The following is a 19,562-nucleotide window of genomic DNA, read 5'->3' on the forward strand; positions in this document are numbered from 1 at the left end:
CTTGTAATTTTAATGCAATGCGACCAAAAGCGAGCGATTGAGATCGAGGATGATGATAAGACGGCTCTCCAGCTTGCCGACCCCCTTTATGTAGTTCTCGTCGAGACTTGTCGCCTCTTCCGGCAGATCCTCGATGACCGCCGATGGGATCCTGATCACCTGGGAAACGCTGTCTACAAGCATCCCCAGCCGTTTCTCGCCGATCTCGACAATGATGATCCGCTGTTCCTCGTTTGCCTCGACTTCCGGCAGTCCAAAACGCCTTCTGAGATTAACCACCGGGATGATTTTTCCCCGCAGGTTGATTACTCCGTTGACGTGGACGGGCGCACCCGGCACCGGCGTAATGTCGGCAGCCCTGATGATCTCCTGGACACTGCTTATCTCCACGCCATACTCTTCGCGCCCCAGGGAAAAGGTAACCAGGTGGAATATGGTTTCCCCCTTGACCTTTTCCGTGGCTACAACCTTCGCGTTCAGCTCTTCCTGAGCCTTTTCCATGAACCCGGCCAGGATATCCTCCGCCAAGCCCGAAGACGGAAGCTTTATCTCTTCACAGTCCCCCATCTGTTCCTCCTCTTCCAGTTTTTCCCATAAGCGACCCGATATCGAGAATGAGGGCAACACTGCCGTCCCCGAGCACGGTACCGCCCGATATTCCGGGCAATGGTCCCAGATAATCGTCCATGGCCTTGATGACGATCTCCTGCTGGCCGATGAGCCGGTCAACGATTATGCCGCCGCGTTTCTCGCCACTGCCGACGATGACCACATACTCCATCTCCTCCGTCGTTGGCGTATTATTCAGCCCGAAAAATTCATTGAGCCTGACGATGGGGAGAATCCGGTCACGGAGATTTATTATCTCCCCGCTTGCCACCTGGTGAATCTCGGCTTTATCGATTTTTATGCTTTCCAGTACCCCGGAAAGGGGTACGGCGAATACTTCCCCTGACACCTCAACCATCAGCGATGCAATGATTGCAAGGGTAAGCGGCAGCTTGATGGTGAAGGTCGTTCCTGCTCCGTGCATACTGTCTATGTCGATCATGCCGTTAAATGCGGTGACTGCATTTTTTACCACGTCCAGGCCTATGCCGCGGCCGGACGTCTCCGTCACTTCCCGGCTGGTGGAAAAACCGGGAATGAAGACAAGCTGCAACGCTTCCTGGTCAGTAAGAGCCCGCGCCTGCTGGTGATCGATCAACCCCTTGGCCACAGCTGAATTTTTCAATTTTTCGATCGAGATTCCGCGGCCATCGTCTTCTACGGAGACGATCATATGATTGTTTTCATGCCGCGCCCTTAAGGCAACAGTAGCAACAGGCGGCTTGCCGACCATCCTTCGCTCATCCGGGCTCTCGATGCCGTGATCGACAGCGTTCCTGATCAGGTGCAGGAGAGGCTCGCCGATCTCATCGACCACGGTTTTGTCCAGCTCCGTCTCCTCCCCTTCGAAAACCAGGTTTATCTCCTTGCCGTGTTTATGGGAAAGATCGCGCACCAACCTGTTGAAACGCTGGAAAACCACCTTCACCGGCAGCATCCTGACCTTCATGATCGCTTCACGCAGGTCGGCGGCGCTCTTGCCGATCAGCTGGCTCGACTCGCTGAACGCCTCGATGACGGCCCTGTCTTTGACCGTCTCCTTGAGCTTTGCCTCAAAGGCAAGAAGCGTCGTTCTCTGGATTACCAGTTCCCCCACCAGATTCAGCAGGTCATCCAGTTTTTCAAAGTTGACCTTCAACGTATTGGACTTCTGGGTGATGTAGCCGAAATCGTCCTTTTTCTCCCGGCCGTAGGAAATCCCTCCATTTCTCTCCGCGCCGCCGGAAACGAGGTATTCCAGAAGGGTCAGTTCATCGCTGAAATCGAGAGGTTCGGCGGAGTTTTTCGCCAGCTTTTCCAGAGATTCCCGCAAGCTATTGATAGCGGAGTAAAAAGATTCGAACAGGTTTGATGTAAGGGAAAGGGAGCCGTCCACCACCTGCTTGAGGACACTCTCCATCTTGTGGACATACTGCTGCAACGGAGTAAGCCCCATCATGCCGGCATTCCCCTTGAGGGTGTGCAGGTTGCCGAGAAGAAGTGTGACCCCACCTTCGTCGTGCAGCCCGTCGTTTACCCTCTTTTCCAGCAGCAGAAGCGAACTTTCTGCAGCTTCCAGGTGTTCCGCCGCGTCCTCCAAAAACTCATCCAGCAATACCGACATATCAATGGTAGTATCCAACGTTCACTCCGTTCAGCAGATGTTGAAAACCTGAGCTGCGACCGCGCCAGGCATGATCCTGTCAATGAGATCGTGAAGATCCGAAGGATTGAAAGGCTTTTTCAGATAGCCCCTTGCCCCCAGCTTCAGACAGCGGATGGTATCTTCTTCCTTCCCCTCCGTGCTGATGACGACGATCGGTATCCTTTTGGCTATGCCCAGGACCGACGCCTTCTCCAAAAACTGCAACCCGTTCATCACCGGCATGTTGATATCCAGCAGAATCAACTGAATATCGTTCTGTAACGCCAGAATATCCAAAGCCTCCTGGCCGTTCATCGCATCGAGAATCTCGCACTTGTAGCGGGTCATTACGAGACGGTACATTTGATGGATCAACGATGAATCGTCTACAACAAGCATTTTATTCAGCATATCAACCTCGTATCCATAGATTTGACCGTGTTTATGAAAAATCAGATATTCTTCACGGGTACGCCGATTTCAGCCACCGTCTTCAGCAATTCCGTAATATCGATCGGCTTTTTGAAATAGTGAAATGCGCCGCGCCGGTACGCTTCAGCTTCTATCTCGTCCGTACCGTAACCGGTCATGATTATCACCTCGGTTTTGTATCGATCCTTGATATAGCTCAGAAGTTCCAGCCCTTCGATTCCGTTGACTCCCGACATGCGTATATCGGTAATCACCAGGTCAAAACGGGTGTTTTCCAGTGCCACCTCAGCCTGTTCGATCTCGCTGCAGGTTATAACCTCAACCCCCTCGGTCGTGAGTGCATAGGAGAGGCTCAACAGGATTGACTGTTCATCATCCACGATCAGGATTTTTTTTAACGGCTTGTTGCTCATTCAACCTCCTTCAGAACGTTATTAAAAGTGGTTAAGCATGGAGCATGCCACGGCAGAATATTGAACCAAAAACGGCAGTTAGCCACGAATGACACGAATAAACACGAATGTTTTTAACCCATTGTTAAGTCTTGAGTAGTCACCGATCTGGTGAGTTTCTTCTGCATCTCAAGATACTTATATATTCGTGCAAATTCGTGAAAATTCGTGGCTAAAATGCTTTATAGGTTGAAGTTAAGCGTACGGTGAAGATGACAAGGTGTCTGATTTCAGGACAGCAGAAAAAGCAGAAATGGAGAGGAGTCGGGTAAGGCAAGCACGCTTTAATTCTGCACTGGAAAACGATTGGAGCGGGAACGGGCCGAAGCGTACGGCAGGGCAAGCGGGTTTATGTACGAAAACAGTACATGTACGATTTCACTACACCTGCCTCTTTTTTTTCAGTTTGGCCAGCAGGGTCGAGCGGCTTATTCCCAGAGTCGCCGCGGTTCGGGAATGGTTATTGCCGGTAACCTGCAATACATGGGCAATGTATTCGTCTTCGACTTCGCAAAGTGGCCGCAGCCGCTCATTTCCAGCAGAAACAGACGGCGCCGCCTTATTCTGCCTGATTTCAAATGGAAGGTGCCCGGGCAGGACCTCCCTGTCGGTAGTCAGAATAAGTGCCCGTTCAATGATGTTTTTCAACTCCCTCACATTTCCGGGCCAGTTGTAATCAAGCAGATAACCCATTGCCAACGGTGAAATGCCGATTTTCCCTTTGCCCATGTTGTTCCCTATGCGACGGGCAAAGTAGTCAGCCAGGACAACCACATCCCTGCCCCTTTCGCGTAACGGAGGAACGGTAATCGGCAGGACATTGATCCGGTAATAAAGGTCTTCGCGGAATGCCCCCCTCTTGACCATGGCAGCGATATCCCTGTTTGTGGCCGCCATGAACCTGGCATTGCTCCTTATGTCAACAAGCCCCCCCACCCGCCTGAACCTCCCGGCATCGAGGACCTTCAGCAGTTTTGCCTGGATGGAGAGGGGCATTTCCGCCAGTTCATCGAAGAAGATTGTGCCGGCGCCGGCTATTTCAAACAACCCCCTCTTGGTTTCCCTGGCATCGGTAAAAGCGCCTTTTTCATGACCGAAGAGTTCAGACTCAAGGAGGTTTTCCGATAGCGAGGCGCAATTGATCTCCACCAGCGGCCCGGAAAAGCCGCTCCGGTAATGGATGGACCTGGCCACCAGTTCCTTGCCGCTCCCCGATTCGCCCAGTATCAAAACCGGCGTGGAACTGTTTTTCGCCAGCAGCGAGATCAACCGCTGAATCTTTATTATCTGCGGCGATTCGCCGATGATCGGTTCGTCGTCCGGCGGACCGTTCAGTTGCCTGAAATGTTCGGCCTCATGTTGCAGCTTCAGCCGCTCTTCCATGCTCGCAAGAATGTCGGCGACCTGATCCAGATCAAGGGGTTTGGGGAAATAATACGCAGCACCGTTCTTCATGGCCTGAACAGCCCTGTCAAGCTCCACGTAAGCGGTCATCATTATGACGCTGGCGCCGATTTCCGGGGCGGTCAGGGGGTGCAGGAGCGCTTCACCCTCCATATCGGGGAGCCGCTGGTCCAGAAACACTATGTCAGGCAAGGCCGATTGCGCTACGGCAAGCCCTTCCGCTCCCGTCCCTGCCTGAAAAACCTCATAACCGCGACCGGAAAGAAAATGGGTCAAGGCAAGGCGAATGCTGTTTTCGTCATCGATTACCAGCGCCCTCATGCTGCTGCACCTACCGGTAAGGTGAAGGTAAATGTCGCCCCGCCTCCCGCGTTGTTACTCGCCGTCAAAGCGCCGTCGTGGGCATCGGCTATCTTTCTGCTTATGGAAAGCCCCAGGCCGGTGCCGTGCTTCTTGGTCGTGTAAAAGACATCGAATATCTTTTCAATGGCATCATCGGCTATTCCCGGACCGGAATCGGTCACGTGTATGGAAACATCGCCACCCGTTTTCACCAGCCCGACCGCAATAGTCCCGCCCGTCGCTGTGGCGTCCACGGCGTTTTTCAGGATGTTCACCATCACCTGCCGGACCCTTTCCGGGTCGGCAACAACCGTCAGTTCGCCATCGGGCAACCTCTTTTGCAGATTGAGCTTCTTCTCGATGATGAATACCTCGTTAAAACTGAGGGATTCATTGAGTGCCTTGACGAGGTCAAAAGGGGTCTTTTTCAAAATCATTTCCTTGGAACAATCGAGCAGTTCTTCCACCAGGTGATTCATGCGGCGCGCTTCGGTGAACAGGGAATTCATCAGTTCCTTTTGCGGCGCGGTCAGCTTCAGCTCCATCGCCAGTATCTGCGCCGCGGCTGTTATGCCGAAAAGCGGATTACGCATCTCGTGGGCAACCCTGGCGACAACCTCCCCCATGGTGGCAAGACGCTCCTTCTTTCTCATTTCGTTGCGGAACTTGATGATTTCCGAAATATCGACAAAGGTGATGATATGCCCGGCAAGGGTCCCATCGACCCGTTTCAGGTCAACCCGTTTGAATCCGACGATCAGATAATTCGAGGAGGAGTTCACGGCCACTTCCGCAGCATCGATGCCGGCACATATGGAGGCGAAGATTCCGGGGCAGACCTCCGCGAGTTCTGCGCCGATCAGTTCGGCGCTGTTTCTGCCGAAGAAATGCGACACGTAATCATTTGCCAGATTGATGCGCATGTCCGGATCGGTGACAATAATCCCGCTTTGAATATGGGTCAGAATCGATTCGATGAAACGATTGCGATCGTGCAACTCCGCGAATGCATCTGCAAGATCCGCCTCATACCGCTTGCGTTCTTCATTTTGGCGTAAGAAAGGCTTCAAGATCAACAGGTAAAGGGCAGGAGACAGGAACACCAGCAGTATGAGACCGTCCAGCACAACCTTGGCAAATATGGAGAGAGACGGGAATGCATAGTGCAATAACACCATGTCAAGACTTTCCACTATGAAAATGGCGAGCATTATCTCGACAAAAATCCAGGTGGGCGCAGTTTTCCAGGTAGTCTGCGCATTTTTTCCGATCTGAACGGTTTCTTCCGTCACGTTTCCCCTCACAAATAGCAATAACATGCAAAAAGTCGGAATCCACCACTAAGGCACTAAGAGCACTAAGGAAGGCAAAAGACTAAAACCATTTTTTTCGGTTTTCTTAGTGTCCTTAGTGTCTTAGTGGTGAAAAAAGGTTTTTTGCGATTGCATCAAAACGGCATTATCTCCGTTTTCGTTCCGATTTGCCCCGTGTCGCCTTCCGCCCTTTGTCATCGCCGCTCGTGCTCCCCGTCTTCTTGCCACCCTTACCAGCAGTCGGCCACTTCCCTCTGACGGGGATCTTGGGGAACTCCTCGCCTGCATAGCTTTCCGTCTTCAATGCACCGGCTTCTTTCATCCCTGCAAGGACGAATTCTATCTGCTTCTTTTCCAGGCTGACGGCAGCCACCCTGACCCGCACCCGGTCGCCGATCCTGAAAACCGTCCGGCTCTGCTCGCCGATCAGGGAGTGCTGTTTCTCCACGTACTGGTAGAAATCCTGTTTCAGCGTCGAGATATGAACCATCCCTTCGATAAACAGCTCCACCAGCTCGACGAAAAAGCCGAAGGCTGCAACGCCGGTAATGATGCCGTCGAACTCCTCGCCGATCTTGTCCCGCATGTACTGCATCTTCTTCAGTTCGACGATTTCCCGCTCAGCCTCCATGGCCACCCGCTCGCGCTTGCTCGTGTGGACAGCGGTCTCCGGCAGCGTCTCGGCGAGTTGTTCCTTCTCTTTCTCGCTGAATTTTTTCCCGATGAGCGTCTTCAGTATCCGGTGGACCACCAGGTCGGGATAGCGGCGGATCGGCGAGGTGAAATGGGTGTACGAGGCTGCGGCAAGGCCGAAGTGGCCGAGGTTTTCCGCAGAATAGCGGGCCTGCTTCATGCAGCGGAGTAGCACCTCGTTGATCATCCGCTCTTCCGGTTTTCCCTCCGCCTGATCGAGGAGCCGCTGGAACTCACCCGGCTCCACACTCTCCTCCTTGAGGCGCAGCTCATAGCCGAAATTGAAGACAAACTCTCTGAAGTCCTGCAGCTTGGCAAAGTCCGGAGTCTCATGGACCCGATAGAGGGAAGGTATGTGGCGCTCTTCGATGTGCGAGGCCACAGCCTCGTTGGCGGCGAGCATGCATTCTTCGATGATCTTGTGGGCCAGGTTGCGCTCGGCGCGGATAATGGCAAGGGTCCCCCCCTGCATGTCGAGCAATATCTCCGGTTCAGGCAGGTCAAAATCGATGCTTCCGCGCTTTTTCCGCTTGGTCATCAGGCGCAGGGCCAGCTCTTCCATCACCTTGAGATCGGCAACAAGGTCCTCGTACTCTTCACAGAGCTTCTGGTCCTTCTCCACCAGGATATTTTTGACGATGGTGTAGGTAAGTCGGGCGGCGCTTTTTATCACGCTCGGATAAAACGAGGCCTGGAGCATCTCGCCGGACGGACCGAAAAGCATCTCCGCCGTCACCGTCAGCCTGTCTACCGTCGGGTTTAACGAACAGATGCCGTTTGAGAGCTCTTCCGGCAGCATCGGTATGCAGCGGTCGGGGAAATAGACCGACGTGCCGCGCAGGTACGCCTCCCGATCGATTGGAGAACCGGGCTTCACGTAGTGGGAAACGTCCGCAATAGAAACCCAGAGCCGGATATTGCCTTTGCCCTCCCTTTTCACCGAAACCGCATCGTCGAAATCCCTGGCCGTTTCCCCGTCAATGGTGACGGTCGGTCGCCCGCGCAGGTCGGTTCTCCCTTCGAGGTCGGCAGCGGTCACCGATTGTGATACGGCGCGGGCGCCGGACAGGGCCTCGGCGGGGAAAATATAGGGAAGATCGTACTTCCTGATGATCGTCTGCACCTCGACTTCCGGCTCATCCGGCCAGCCGAGCACCTCGACGATCCTCCCTTCCAAGCCTTTTCCGGCAACCGGATAGGAAGTTATCTCCGCAACTACCACCTGGCCGTTTTGCGCCTTTCCGGAAGCCTTTATCGGAATCAGGATATCCCGGTTTATGCGCACCTCGTCCGGTATCACCCGGCCGAACTCTCGCGCCGACTCAAACCGCCCGACAATTTTAGTGAAACCGCGCTCGACGGTTTTTACGATACGGCCCTCCTGCTTGCCGTCCCGTTTTTTGGCTACGATCCGCACCTCCACCTTGTCGCCATGCATGTTTTCCCGCAGATATCGGGCCGGTATGAAGATGTCTTCCTTGCCGGCTTCCGGGATAACGAAACCGTAGCCGTCGCGGTGGACAGTGAGTTTCCCGACGATCCCGGCCGTTTCCGTCGGCAGAACATAGAGCCGCCCTTTCAGCCTGACCAGCACGCCATCTTCGACGAAGCCGTCGATGATCTCCTTGAACTGGGGCCTTTGCGCCTTGTTTATGCCGAAAGCCTGCATGAGTTCCCTGAACTCCATGGGAACCCCGGCATGACTGCGCAGTAGTTTTACTACCGCATCTTTACCTATCTTCATAACACCCCTCATGTCGTACATTATCGCATTAGATTTCAGCGTTGTCCGGTTTGGTTTGTGCATCAAGGTTGTTAAGCCCCATTAGGGGCGTTCGAATGTAGCCGGGGGATTCATCCCCCGGATGAGATGCTATATTTCCCCACGTCACGTACGTGACGTGATGATATTTCGCCTGGATGACCGGGGAATGAATTCCCCGGCTACCAGTATTCTGTCCCTACGGGACGTAAGCAAAAACCAAACCGGACAACGCTGATTAGATTTTGACTATGCAAAACCGGAAGTGACTTGTCAAACAGTTTACTTGAATTATCGGCAAAAACCCTTTGCATTTTACAAAAAGTTGCGGTTAGTATAAGCGGTTGATGGTTGATAGTCGATGGTGGATGGCGCCGACGCAACACCACGCAAAAGCTTTTCCCAAAGGAGTTCCGATGTTTTTCCGCTCGTTTTCCACCATTGCCATGCTGTTGTTCCTTACCCTGCCGGCTTCGGGAATAAACCTCTACCCGTTACCGGATGATGCGCTCATCAAGGCATCGGCCCACTTCAGGGACAAGGAGTATCAGGCTGCGCTGGAGGCTGCTTTGTCGGCCCGAAAAGGAGACGCCCGGGAGTTCATGATCGGCATGGCGGCAAGCAGGCTTGAAAAGTGGGAGGAAGCGGCCGACTGCTTATCCCGGGCAACCGAAGGCTTCCCGCTTCTCGCGGATTACGCCCTCTATCATCAGGCCCGCGCCCTGAACAAACTCGGCAAACATGCCGAAGCCCTGGTGCCGCTGCGCAAGGTGCTGAAGAATTATCCAGAGAGTCCACTCGTACGTGGAGCCGCACTGCTCCTTGGCAACACCCTGTATGACAGCGGAGATTACAAAGGCGCACTCAGCGCCTTCGGCGAATTTATCGAAAAATATCCGGCCGGAGCGGATTCCCTTTCCGCACTCCACAAATCGGCGCTCTGCCGTGAACAACTGGCGGACATGACCGGCGCTGTTTCCATATTGCGTTCCATCGCCCTGAACTATCCGGCATCGGCTGTGGCCGTCAAAGCCGGTGAAGATCTGGAGCGGGTCGGCCGAAAAGGGGCCGACATCGCGCCATTCTCCCCTTCCGAACTTCTTCACCAGGGAACCATCCTCTTCGACCTGGGAAAGTACAGCCAGGCGGTAAAGACCTTCAATGCGGCGCGCCGGCAATCCCCTGACCTTAACGGCGATTTTCTCACCAAGCTGCAATTCAAAACCGGCCAGGCCCTGTTCAAGTCCAGGCATTACAAGGATGCGGAGCTGGCTTTCAACGAGCTTTTGAAGAAAAACCTGAAAAAAGAGACCAGTGACGATGTCCGATTCTGGCTGGCAAGAACCAATGCAAAAATCGGCAAAGATGAAGAAGCCTTCAATACATACCTGAAGCTGGCGGAGTCCTCGCCTAAATCCACACTTGCCGACGATGCGCTCCTGGAGGCGGCCTTGATCAGGAAGTCCCAGAAGAAGTGGGACGCAACGCTGCCGCTCCTCCAGAAATCGTTACACCTTTACCCCGACTCGAACCAGAGCAAGAACGTTATCTGGGAGATCGCCTGGGGGAGTTACCAGACCCGCGATTTCAAGACAGCAGCTGAATATTTCAACAAACTGGCCAACCAGGAAAGCACGAGAGAAAAGGCCCTTTACTGGCGCGGACGGTCCCTGCTCGCCGCAGGGGACCCCAAAAGCGCCCAGGGCTGCTTTTCCGACCTGATGAGCGAATATCCGCTGGGTTACTATGCCCTTGCCTACAAAAATGAAGCCGACATCAAGGAGGCGGAAACTACCACCCCAGCCAAAAATCCTGCTGAACTGCTGCCGGTCCCCGCCGGCTTTGAACGGGTAAAGGCGCTGATAGCCATGGGATTTTACGATGAAGCCTGCAAGGAACTTTACGGCGCCAAAAAGCAGAAATTGCAGCAGGGAATTGCCCGTCTCTACCTGGAAATGGGCAATTACAACAGCGCCATCAACCTCTTCAGAAAAGAGCGGCTACGCAGATACGACAAGGAGAGCGCGCTTCTCTGGAGCATAAACTACCCCCTCGCATTCCAGGAATATGTGGCCCAAAACGCCGCAGCCAACAACTTGCAGGAAAGCCTTATCTACTCCATCATCCGCGCGGAGAGCACGTTTTCTCCAACCGCCCTCTCACCTGCAGGGGCGGTCGGGCTCATGCAGCTCATGCCCGCCACCGCCGCCGCCATCGAAAAAGGGGGAGCCGCCACCTTCGACACCAACCATCTCACCCGGCCGGAACTGAACATCCGTTACGGCGCAAAGCACCTAAAGGACCTCTTGTCCCTCCACAACGGCAACCTGGTGCTGGCCATCGCCTCGTACAACGCCGGCTCCGGCAATGTGGGCCGCTGGCAGAAAAGATTCGGCGACTTGCCCCGGGAAGAGTTCATAGAAAGCATCCCCTTCGGCGAAACCAGGGAATACGTGAAAAAGGTGCTGGCCGGAATCGAAATTTATCAGCGTTTTTACAACCTGGGGAACAAAGCCTCCGACAAAACGGCGCCTAGCTCACCGCCAAAATCACCACCCGTTTAAAACCTTATCTTGTTCCGGTTCTGATACTGCAAAGCCTGTTTCTACAGGTTTTGCACCTTTCAGGCAACAGGGTTGAAGAGACCGTTTCACATTTAAACCGACCAGCCGATACCCTCTCTTTCGATTTTTTTCATTCCGTTCCTTTCCTTTTTCTTTTTATATGCTAATCTTTCGCCAATTAATTTTAGTTCATCACAATGCCTCCCGATCAGCATGACTGCGGGTCAGGGCGGTTCCTAAACATGTAAGCACTTAAGCAGGATAGGAACTGTCCATTAAAATAAATGATAAATAGAGCTTTACGGGAATCATATCGATGTCTCCCCCTGATGGGCCGGGGACTCAGTCTAGTCTGGCGTGCAGCGCGGGGCTGGACCGTCGCCTGGGGCATTCTTCTCCTTTTCCAGGGTGTAGCGCCGGCCGCGCTTGTCTACCTGACCAAGATCACGGTGGATCGTTTGTCGGCGGCACTGGCCGGGCACGCGCCTCTGGACGCCTTTTTATCGGTATGGCCCCCCATCGCGTCCATCGCCCTTCTCTGGATCGCCAGCCAACTCCTGACCAGCCTCATGACCTGGGTGCGGACAGCCCAGGCGGAACTGGTGCAGGATCAGATCCACAACCTTATTCACACCCAGGCACTTTCACTCGACCTGTCGTTCTACGAGAATCCCGGCTCCTACGACCTGCTGCACCGGGCACGGGTAGACGCCATCACCCAGCCGATAGCCCTTTTGGAAAGTCTCGGCACACTCATCCAGAACGGGCTGACACTTGTCGTCCTGGCTTTTATGCTGGCAGCCTACACGCCTTGGCTACCCGTTCTGCTCATCGGCAGCGCTCTGCCGGGACTCTGGACCGTCGGCCGCTATGTCCTGCGCGAGCACCAGTGGCGCATCAGCAATACCGCCAATGAACGCCGCATTCGCTATTACGACTGGATGCTGACGGATCGGGGGAGTGCGGCGGAGATGCGCCTCTTCGATCTTGGCGAGCACCATCGAGGCGCGTTTCAGCGGCTGCGCTCCCGGCTACGCTTAGGCCGCCTCGCCCTTGCACGCGAGGGGATGAAGGCGGAGCTGGCGGCAGGGACGATCGCCTGGCTCGGCGGCCTGGCCGGCATGGTCTGGATGCTCATCCGCGCTGCCAGGGGGCTTGCACGGCTCGGCGACCTGGTGCTCTGCTACCAGGCATTCCAGCAGGGACAAAAGCTGCTCAGGTCCCTTTTTGAAAGTACTGGCCGAATCTACCGAAGCACCCTCTTCATGGACAATCTCTTTCAATTCCTGGCGCTCTCGCCGCAACTCGACGAGGCACCCGATCCAAGACCTGTGCCTGTGCCGCTGAGGGAGGGTGTCCGTTTCGCCGGGGTCACGTTCCGTTATCCCGGCAGCGAGCGGAACGCCCTGAACGATTTCAATCTTACCCTCCCTGCAGGCCGGGTAACGGCCGTCGTCGGCCACAACGGCGCCGGCAAAAGCACCCTGGTCAAACTTCTCTGCCGCTTGTACGATCCGCAGGAGGGAAAAATCCTCCTGGATGGCGCAGAGTTGCGGGATCTGGGACTGGCGGAGCTGCGAAAAGGAATCACTGTCCTTTTCCAGGAACCGGTTCGCTATCACGCCACCGCCGCAGAGAACATCGCCATGGGGGACCTGGCGTCGAGCCCTGATGCCGAGCGTATCCAGGCAGCGGCCCGGGCAGCTGGAGCCGCTCTCCCCATCGAGCGTTTGCCGCAAGGGTATGAAGCGGTCCTGGGAAAATGGTTCGGCGGTGCGGAACTGAGTGTCGGCGAATGGCAGCGGGTTGCACTGGCCCGGGCTTTTCTCCGCAACGCCGCCATCATCGCCCTGGACGAACCGACCAGCGCCATGGATTCGTGGGCCGAATCCGACTGGCTGGGCAGATTCCGGGAACTGACGGAAGGACGTACAGCAGTGATGATCACCCATAGATTCACCACCGCCATGCATGCCGACATGATCCACGTCATGGAAGAGGGACGGATTACGGAATCCGGCACCCATGCCCAACTGGTCGCCGCCGGAGGTCGTTACGCCGATTCATGGCTGACGCAGATGCGGGAGGCGACAAATGGCTGACATGTCAAAACCGGAGTCGCTGCCGTCGTTTCCCGGTCATTTCCGACTCTCCCCGGAATTCCGGCTGCTCGCGGCGTGTTCCTGGGTCGCCCCGTCATCGCTGGAGCAGGACCAGGCGGAGAAGATCGTCTCCCTTTGCAATGAGTGCACAGACTGGGGCGCATTTACCGCTCTGGTCAACCGACATGAGGTGTCGGCACTGGTTTACGCTGCTTTGCGGAAGCATGCGGACAACCGCTTTCCCAACAACGTAAGGGAAAAACTGAAGGGTCGAAGCGAGCAAGTGCGTAGACAGGCGCTTCTTCATGCGGCGGAACTGGTTCGATTGATCAGGAAGTTTGCCGGTCACGGCATCGAAGTGCTCCCGTTGAAAGGGGTGATGCTGTCGTTGCAGTTGTTCGGCGATCCGGGAATGAGGCACTCGCGGGACATGGATCTGATGGTCAAGCTGGAAGATCTCGACCGGACCGACCGTCTCCTCGAAGCAGAGGGGTATCGACGCATCTTTCCGGGAACCGGGATGACGGCGAGGCAACGAAGGTATCTCGTATCGAAAAATTACCACTATGAATATCTGCACGAAAGGCTCGGGTTGCATCTGGAACTTCACTGGCGCTGCGAGTTGTGGACGCCGGAGCAGTCCGAAGAGCTCTGGGGCCAATGCCGGCCGGTCGACTGGATGGGGGTCCGCATCAAATGTCCGGCTGAAGATGCCCTGCTGCTGTTTCTCTCTGATCACGGGGCGCGCCACAAATGGATGCGTCTCAAGTGGCTGGGCGACGTCGCCATGCTGCTGTCCCGGCAGCGGCCCGCCGAGTGCGACGATCTGCTCGCCATTGCCCGCAGGCTCGACCTGACGCTCATTCTGGCACAGACCGCCCTTCTTACGCACTGGTTATACGGAATCAGGTTGTCCGAACCATTGCTCACCTTGATCATCCGGGAAAAATCCGCCTTCGCCCTGGCAACAGAAGCTCTCGACGCCATGCTCGGTGCCGAGGGGTATAGATTTCTGAATGGTTTGAGAGATATGCGGTATAGCATGTGTCTGAAAAAGACCATATCCCATTACACCGCCTTGAAGCGCCTGCTGATATCCCCTACGGACTTCGAGGAATTCCCACTGCCGGACAGTCTGTTCTGGCTCTATTATCCGCTGCGGCCGATCCTCTGGATCAAGCGGCACATCTGAAAAACAGCGTTCGCGCAACTGTCAGCGCACATTACTTCCCAGCCTCAATACCTCATAGACGGTTCTCAGCATGCATTTCCAGCGACCAAACAAACATTGACAGCATACTGACTAAATCTGTATAGTTTATAAAAATCACGCTGTTCGGGACGTTCTTATGATAGACATCGGGAAAAGTGTCGGTTTTTTGCTGGCAAAGGCCTACCAGAGAGCCTGCGCCATCTTCAAGGAAGAATTCGAGGGGCACGACCTGACCCCCCAGCAGTTCGGCCTGCTCGGTTTCCTGTGGCAGGAGGACGGCCTCTCCCAGGCCGAGCTTTCCACCAGGAGCCAGATAGACCGCACCACCATGGGGGGGCTCATCGACCGGCTGGAAAAGGAAGGGCTGGTAAAGCGCCTCGCCGACCCCGACGACCGTCGCGCGTACCGCATCTGCCTCACCGGCAAGGGCAAATCCCTGGAAGACGAACTGTGCGCCATTGCCGTGCGGTCGCAGAGCCGGTTCACCGCCGCGCTTACAGAGGATGAACTGGAAACGTTAAAAGAGCTTCTGCAGAAACTCCGCAGCTGACCTGGAGAATTCAATGTACAGAATCGTTTGTTTTGCAACAGCACTGACCATATTTTCCGTCGGGGCCGCACAAGCCTCTCCCCTGACCCTGCGTGACTGCCTGGCCAGGGCCGCAGCAGCCAATACCGTCCTGAAAGTGGCGTCCCACGACGAAAAGATCGCCGCAGAAAATATCGCAATTGCTGAAAGCGGTTATCTCCCCCGGGTCGATTTCCAGGCCGGATATGTGGCTCAACAGGAACCGCAGTCAGTGAAAATAGGTCCTACGGCGATACCGACACAGGAAACGAATTTCGGCTTTGCCAACCTCTCGATCTACGAAACGCTCTATGATTTCGGCCGCACCGCGTCCCGCCGCGAACAGGCGTTCCTTGCCAGGGAAGCCATCCTCCACGGCTATCGCGGCCAGGAACAGGATGTTTTCCTCCAGGTCGTGCAGGCGTACTACGGCATCCTCGAAGGGCAGAAATTCCTCTTTACCGCGGAAGAAGAGGTCAAGCAGACGACCGATCACCAGCGGATGGCGCAAACCCTTTACGAACAGGGGGTTGTTACACGCAACGACCTTCTCCAGGCACAGGTGAAACTTGCCAACAGCAAGCAAAGAAGGCTTGCAGCTGCGAACAACCTGGAAAACGGCTGGCTCTATCTCAACTTCCTCACCGGCCAGCCGGCCGGCTACCGCGATGAACTGCAAGAGCCCGTTGCACGCGAAGAAGCCGCCGAATTGGACATGATGATGGAAATAGCGTTGCGTAAGCGCCCTGAGATCGCAGCATTGAAAAAATTCGTTCAGGCTGACGAGGCCGCAGTCAAGGAAAGCAAAAGCAACTACTATCCCGAGCTGTTCGCCAAACTCGCCCTTGACTATGCGCAAAACGACAAGGTCCAGGAACAGACCATCATGTCGGCCACCATCGGTTTCAAGATCAACCTCTTCGACGGCCTTGCCACAACCTCACGCCAGCGGCAGGCCTTGAAGGTCAAGACAAGGGAAGAGGAAAGACTCCGAAGCCTTACGGCAAACATCAGGCTTGAGCTGCAAACGGCCCTCAATGATCTCAAGGTTGCGGGAGAACGGATTGCCGTAACTGAAAAAGCGATCCAGCAGAGTGAAGAAAACCTGCGGATCAACAATGACCGGTATCTGGAAAAAGTAGGCACGGCCACCGAAGTGATCGACGCCCAGACCCTCCTGACCCAGACCAGGACGGAATATTCCAGCGCCGTCTTCGATTATCAGGTGGCGGCGGCGCGGGTCAAAAGATCCATCGGTGAACTGTGAAAATATCGTAACTATTCAACACCGATTGCTAACTCCCCCTGTCCCCCTCTTAGCTTAAGAGGGGGGACGTGAAAATCGGCTTCGTCTGGGACTTCCGATACGGCGACAACGTTGCGTCCCTCCCCTTAGCTTAAGGGGAGGACAGGTGGGGTTATAAGCAGTAAGCTGAATAGTTACAAAATATCTCAACCTCAACCTGAACCTCAACCTGCTTTAGTAACGGAGGAAGCAGATGGCTGAAGAAACGGAAACGAACAACACCGGCGACGCAACCCCGCCGGCTGAGGAAAAGAAAAAGGGGCCCGGCAAGAAGCAGCGCGCCGGCATATTTTTGCTCATCATACTTGCAGTCGGCGGCGCCTTCGGCTTTAAATGGTGGATAAAAGGCCAGACCCACATCACAACGGACAACGCCTTCGTCGAAGCGCATATCCACTCCATTTCCGCCCGGATACCGGGGATCGTCAGGAATGTCGCGGTCCGGGACAACCAGTTCGTGAAAAAGGGGGACCTGATCGTAGAACTGGACCCCATCGACTACCAGGCACGGGTGGCTGACGCAACGGCAACCATGAACATGGCCAGGAACGAGACCTCGGGTGAACACGCCAAGGTGGACGCAGCCAGGACAGCCGTCAGTCTCGCCAAAGTCAAGCTCGAACAGGCCGATACGGACCTCAGGCGGGGCAAGGCATTGTTTGCCAAGGAAGTCGTCCCCAAAGAGCAGCTGGATCGACTGGAAACTGCATACAAGGTCGCAGTCATGGAGAAACGCCAGGCAGAAGAAACGTTGCGCAGGGCGGAAGCAGAGGTCGGCCTGATCGGCACCGGCAGCAAGGATGCAAAAGTGGCGCAAAAAAAGGCGCAGTTCGACGAGGCGGAGCTGAACCTCTCCTACACGAAAATCTTCGCCCCTGCCGACGGTTACATCACCCGCAAATCAGTGGAAGCCGGCAACTACATCCAGCCGGGACAGCCGCTCATGGCCCTGGTCAAGCTGGAAGACTCCTGGGTGACGGCAAACTACAAGGAAAGCCAGCTGACCCATGTCAAACCGGGTCAGAAAGTGGAATTCAACGTGGATGCCTATCCCGGCCAGACCTTCCGTGGTACGGTGGACAGCATCATGGCCGGCACCGGCGCGGCTTTCTCCCTGCTGCCGCCGGAAAACGCCACCGGCAACTACGTCAAGGTCGTCCAGCGCATCCCGATCAAAATAGCTGTCGACAGGAACAGCGACCCCGGCCACCATCTGAGGATCGGCATGAGCGTCGTTCCGTCGATCATCATCGAACGGGGACTGGCGGACATCCTCAAGGATTTGAACCCGTTTTCGTAGGGGCGGGGTTTCCCCGCCCGAATACTGAGAAAAGAACGGCACTTCCGCCACAGAGGCACGGAGACACTGAGGAATCACAGAGGAAACCGCATCAAGTCTCGATAAAGCTTGATGCAGTCGCAAAAAACCTTTTTCACCACTAAGGCACTAAGGACACCAAGAAGACCGAAAAGACGGTTTAATCTTTTGCTTCCTTAGTGCTCTTAGTGACTTAGTGGTGGATTCTGACTTTTTAACTGTTTTTAAGGGCCTAAAGCCTTTTCTCGGTTCATCCATGAAAAACGACGCAAAAAACATCAATAAATGGCTCATCACCATCACGGTCATGCTCCCCACCATCATGGAGATCGTCGACACGTCGGTGGCAAACGTCGCTCTCCCCCACATGCAGGGGAGCCTCAATGCCGGCACCGACGAGATCACCTGGGTGCTCACCTCCTACCTGGTGAGCAACGCCGTGGTCCTCCCCATGACCGGCTGGCTGGCGCGCATGTTCGGCAGGAAGAGATTCCTCATCACCTGCATCATCCTCTTCACCCTGTCGTCGCTTCTGTGCGGCGCAGCACCGACCCTTGCCACACTGATCTTTTTCCGCATCCTCCAGGGGGCAGCCGGGGGGGCACTGATCCCGACCAGCCAGGCGATCATGATGGAAACCTTCCCCCCCTACCAGCAGGGGATGGCCATGGCCATCTTCGGCGTAGGCGCCATGTTCGGGCCGATCATCGGCCCCGCTCTCGGCGGCTGGATCACAGACAACATGAACTGGCGCTGGATCTTTTACATCAACATCCCTATCGGCATCGTCGCGGTAACCATGGCTACGTACTTCATCTTCGACCCACCCTATCTCAAGCGGGCCAAGGTCGCCATAGACTACTGGGGACTGGCGCTTCTGGTCATCGGTCTCGGCGCCCTCCAGGTGGTTCTGGACAAAGGGCAGCAGGACGACTGGTTCAACTCGTCCTTCATCCTCTCATGCTCCGTCGTCTCGGCCGTCTCACTGCTCATGCTCATCTACGTGGAGCTGAAGCACCCGCACCCGATCGTCAACCTGCGGCTGTTCAAGAACGTCTCCTTTTCCGCCGGCAACTTCATCATGTTCATCGTCGGCTTCTGCCTCTACAGCTCCATCATGCTCATCCCCCTCTTCCTCCAGACCCTGATGGGGTACAACGCCACCATGGCAGGCATGGTGCTCGCCCCGGGCGGGGTGGCCACCCTCATCACCATGCCTTTTGTCGGCGCGATCATCCAGCGCTACGACGGGCGCAAGGTGGTCTTCTGCGGGCTGTTGATCGGCGCCTTTTCCATGTACATCATGCGCGGCTTTACCCTGGATGCAGCCTACTGGGACTTCGTCTGGCCCAGGATCGTGCTCGGCGTAGGGCTGGCGATGATCTTCGTTCCCCTTACCACCGTCACCCTCGCCACCATCCAGAAGGAAGAAATGGGCAATGCCACCGGCATCTTCAACCTGCTCCGAAACGTCGGCGGCAGTGTAGGCATCGCCATTGCCGCAACCTTGCTGTCGCGCTACGCCCAGTTCTATCAGTCCAATCTCGTCGCCCAGGTTACCCCTTACAATCCCGTGGCGCAGACGAGGCTCGCCGGCTTGAAGCAGGCCGCCATGAGCCGGGGACTCGATGCGGTCACCGCCGACAAGAACGCTTATGCCACAATCTACAGCATGCTCAGACGCCAGGCTGCCATGCTCGCCTACAACCGGATCTTCTGGGTGGTCGGCATCGCCTTTCTCATCATCATCCCCTGCCTGCTCCTCCTGAAAAAACCGAAGCGCCACGCCGCTCCAGCGGGAATGCACTAGGCAAAGAATCCCCACGCCAAAGATCCTTTTACGCACACAAAGCCGCAAAG

14 protein-coding genes are annotated in these 19,562 nt (G+C 55.5%); 7 read left to right on the forward strand and 7 right to left on the reverse strand.

Features of this window, described 5'->3' with window-relative positions:
- Positions 1-9: 9 nt before the first annotated feature.
- From GURA_RS13700 to rnr, 7 genes are all read right to left on the reverse strand, one after another.
- Positions 10-567 (reverse strand): chemotaxis protein CheW, encoded by a 558-nt coding sequence (locus GURA_RS13700; protein ID WP_157046208.1) that lies wholly within the window; start codon positions 565-567, stop codon positions 10-12.
- Positions 554-2,230 carry a chemotaxis protein CheA gene (locus GURA_RS13705; RefSeq protein ID WP_011939544.1) on the reverse strand — a complete coding sequence of 559 codons (1,677 nt, stop codon included), beginning with the start codon at positions 2,228-2,230 and terminating at the stop codon, positions 554-556. Before GURA_RS13705 ends, GURA_RS13700 begins: the two co-directional genes overlap by 14 nt.
- A 12-nt stretch (positions 2,231-2,242) precedes the next feature.
- Positions 2,243-2,644 (reverse strand): response regulator, encoded by a 402-nt coding sequence (locus GURA_RS13710; protein WP_011939545.1) that lies wholly within the window; start codon positions 2,642-2,644, stop codon positions 2,243-2,245.
- 41 nt (positions 2,645-2,685) lie between these two features.
- A complete protein-coding gene (locus GURA_RS13715; protein ID WP_011939546.1) occupies positions 2,686-3,078 on the reverse strand; it encodes a response regulator in 393 nt (130 codons plus the stop codon).
- Positions 3,079-3,498: 420 nt separating this feature from the next.
- Entirely contained in the window at positions 3,499-4,842 is a 1,344-nt protein-coding gene (locus GURA_RS13720) for a sigma-54-dependent transcriptional regulator (protein ID WP_011939547.1), read from the reverse strand.
- Entirely contained in the window at positions 4,839-6,155 is a 1,317-nt protein-coding gene (locus tag GURA_RS13725; RefSeq protein WP_011939548.1) for a sensor histidine kinase, read from the reverse strand. The genes GURA_RS13720 and GURA_RS13725 overlap by 4 nt, the downstream gene beginning before the upstream one ends.
- Positions 6,156-6,321: 166 nt before the next feature.
- Positions 6,322-8,613 (reverse strand): ribonuclease R, encoded by a 2,292-nt coding sequence (rnr, locus tag GURA_RS13730; protein WP_011939549.1) that lies wholly within the window; start codon positions 8,611-8,613, stop codon positions 6,322-6,324.
- A gap of 434 nt (positions 8,614-9,047) precedes the next feature.
- Here rnr and GURA_RS13735 point away from each other — a divergent pair, with 434 nt between their 5' ends.
- The 7 genes from GURA_RS13735 (at position 9,048) to GURA_RS13765 (ending at position 19,512) form a co-directional block, all read left to right on the forward strand.
- Complete coding sequence (locus GURA_RS13735; protein ID WP_011939550.1) at positions 9,048-11,195, forward strand: tetratricopeptide repeat protein; 2,148 nt, start codon at positions 9,048-9,050, stop codon at positions 11,193-11,195.
- 329 nt (positions 11,196-11,524) lie between these two features.
- Positions 11,525-13,297, forward strand: coding sequence for an ABC transporter ATP-binding protein (locus tag GURA_RS13740; protein ID WP_198134474.1), 1,773 nt, complete (start codon positions 11,525-11,527; stop codon positions 13,295-13,297).
- Complete coding sequence (locus GURA_RS13745) at positions 13,290-14,489, forward strand: nucleotidyltransferase domain-containing protein (RefSeq protein WP_011939552.1); 1,200 nt, start codon at positions 13,290-13,292, stop codon at positions 14,487-14,489. Before GURA_RS13740 ends, GURA_RS13745 begins: the two co-directional genes overlap by 8 nt.
- Positions 14,490-14,646: 157 nt before the next feature.
- Positions 14,647-15,060: a MarR family winged helix-turn-helix transcriptional regulator gene (locus tag GURA_RS13750; RefSeq protein ID WP_011939553.1), complete on the forward strand. Its 414-nt coding sequence runs from the start codon at positions 14,647-14,649 to the stop codon at positions 15,058-15,060.
- A 13-nt stretch (positions 15,061-15,073) separates the two neighbouring features.
- Positions 15,074-16,345, forward strand: a complete 1,272-nt coding sequence (locus tag GURA_RS13755; protein WP_011939554.1) for a TolC family protein — start codon at positions 15,074-15,076, stop codon at positions 16,343-16,345.
- 232 nt (positions 16,346-16,577) lie between these two features.
- On the forward strand, positions 16,578-17,684 hold the full coding sequence (locus GURA_RS13760; RefSeq protein ID WP_011939555.1) for an HlyD family secretion protein: 1,107 nt from the start codon (positions 16,578-16,580) through the stop codon (positions 17,682-17,684).
- 274 nt (positions 17,685-17,958) lie between these two features.
- On the forward strand, positions 17,959-19,512 hold the full coding sequence (locus tag GURA_RS13765) for a DHA2 family efflux MFS transporter permease subunit (RefSeq protein WP_041245457.1): 1,554 nt from the start codon (positions 17,959-17,961) through the stop codon (positions 19,510-19,512).
- The last annotated feature ends 50 nt before the right edge of the window (positions 19,513-19,562 follow it).

The organism is Geotalea uraniireducens Rf4 (assembly GCF_000016745.1).
GTDB lineage: Bacteria > Desulfobacterota > Desulfuromonadia > Geobacterales > Geobacteraceae > Geotalea > Geotalea uraniireducens.

Bases quoted from the DNA above. Each gene is read 5' to 3' on its own strand.
- GURA_RS13700 (WP_157046208.1), bottom strand. From the start codon at position 567: ATGGGGGACTGTGAAGAGATAAAGCTTCCGTCTTCGGGCTTGGCGGAG.
- GURA_RS13710 (WP_011939545.1), bottom strand. From the start codon at position 2,644: ATGCTGAATAAAATGCTTGTTGTAGACGATTCATCGTTGATCCATCAA.
- GURA_RS13715 (WP_011939546.1), bottom strand. From the start codon at position 3,078: ATGAGCAACAAGCCGTTAAAAAAAATCCTGATCGTGGATGATGAACAG.
- GURA_RS13720 (WP_011939547.1), bottom strand. From the start codon at position 4,842: ATGAGGGCGCTGGTAATCGATGACGAAAACAGCATTCGCCTTGCCTTG.
- rnr (WP_011939549.1), bottom strand. From the start codon at position 8,613: ATGAAGATAGGTAAAGATGCGGTAGTAAAACTACTGCGCAGTCATGCC.
- GURA_RS13735 (WP_011939550.1), top strand. From the start codon at position 9,048: ATGTTTTTCCGCTCGTTTTCCACCATTGCCATGCTGTTGTTCCTTACC.
- GURA_RS13740 (WP_198134474.1), top strand. From the start codon at position 11,525: ATGGGCCGGGGACTCAGTCTAGTCTGGCGTGCAGCGCGGGGCTGGACC.
- GURA_RS13745 (WP_011939552.1), top strand. From the start codon at position 13,290: ATGGCTGACATGTCAAAACCGGAGTCGCTGCCGTCGTTTCCCGGTCAT.
- GURA_RS13750 (WP_011939553.1), top strand. From the start codon at position 14,647: ATGATAGACATCGGGAAAAGTGTCGGTTTTTTGCTGGCAAAGGCCTAC.
- GURA_RS13755 (WP_011939554.1), top strand. From the start codon at position 15,074: ATGTACAGAATCGTTTGTTTTGCAACAGCACTGACCATATTTTCCGTC.
- GURA_RS13760 (WP_011939555.1), top strand. From the start codon at position 16,578: ATGGCTGAAGAAACGGAAACGAACAACACCGGCGACGCAACCCCGCCG.
- GURA_RS13765 (WP_041245457.1), top strand. From the start codon at position 17,959: ATGAAAAACGACGCAAAAAACATCAATAAATGGCTCATCACCATCACG.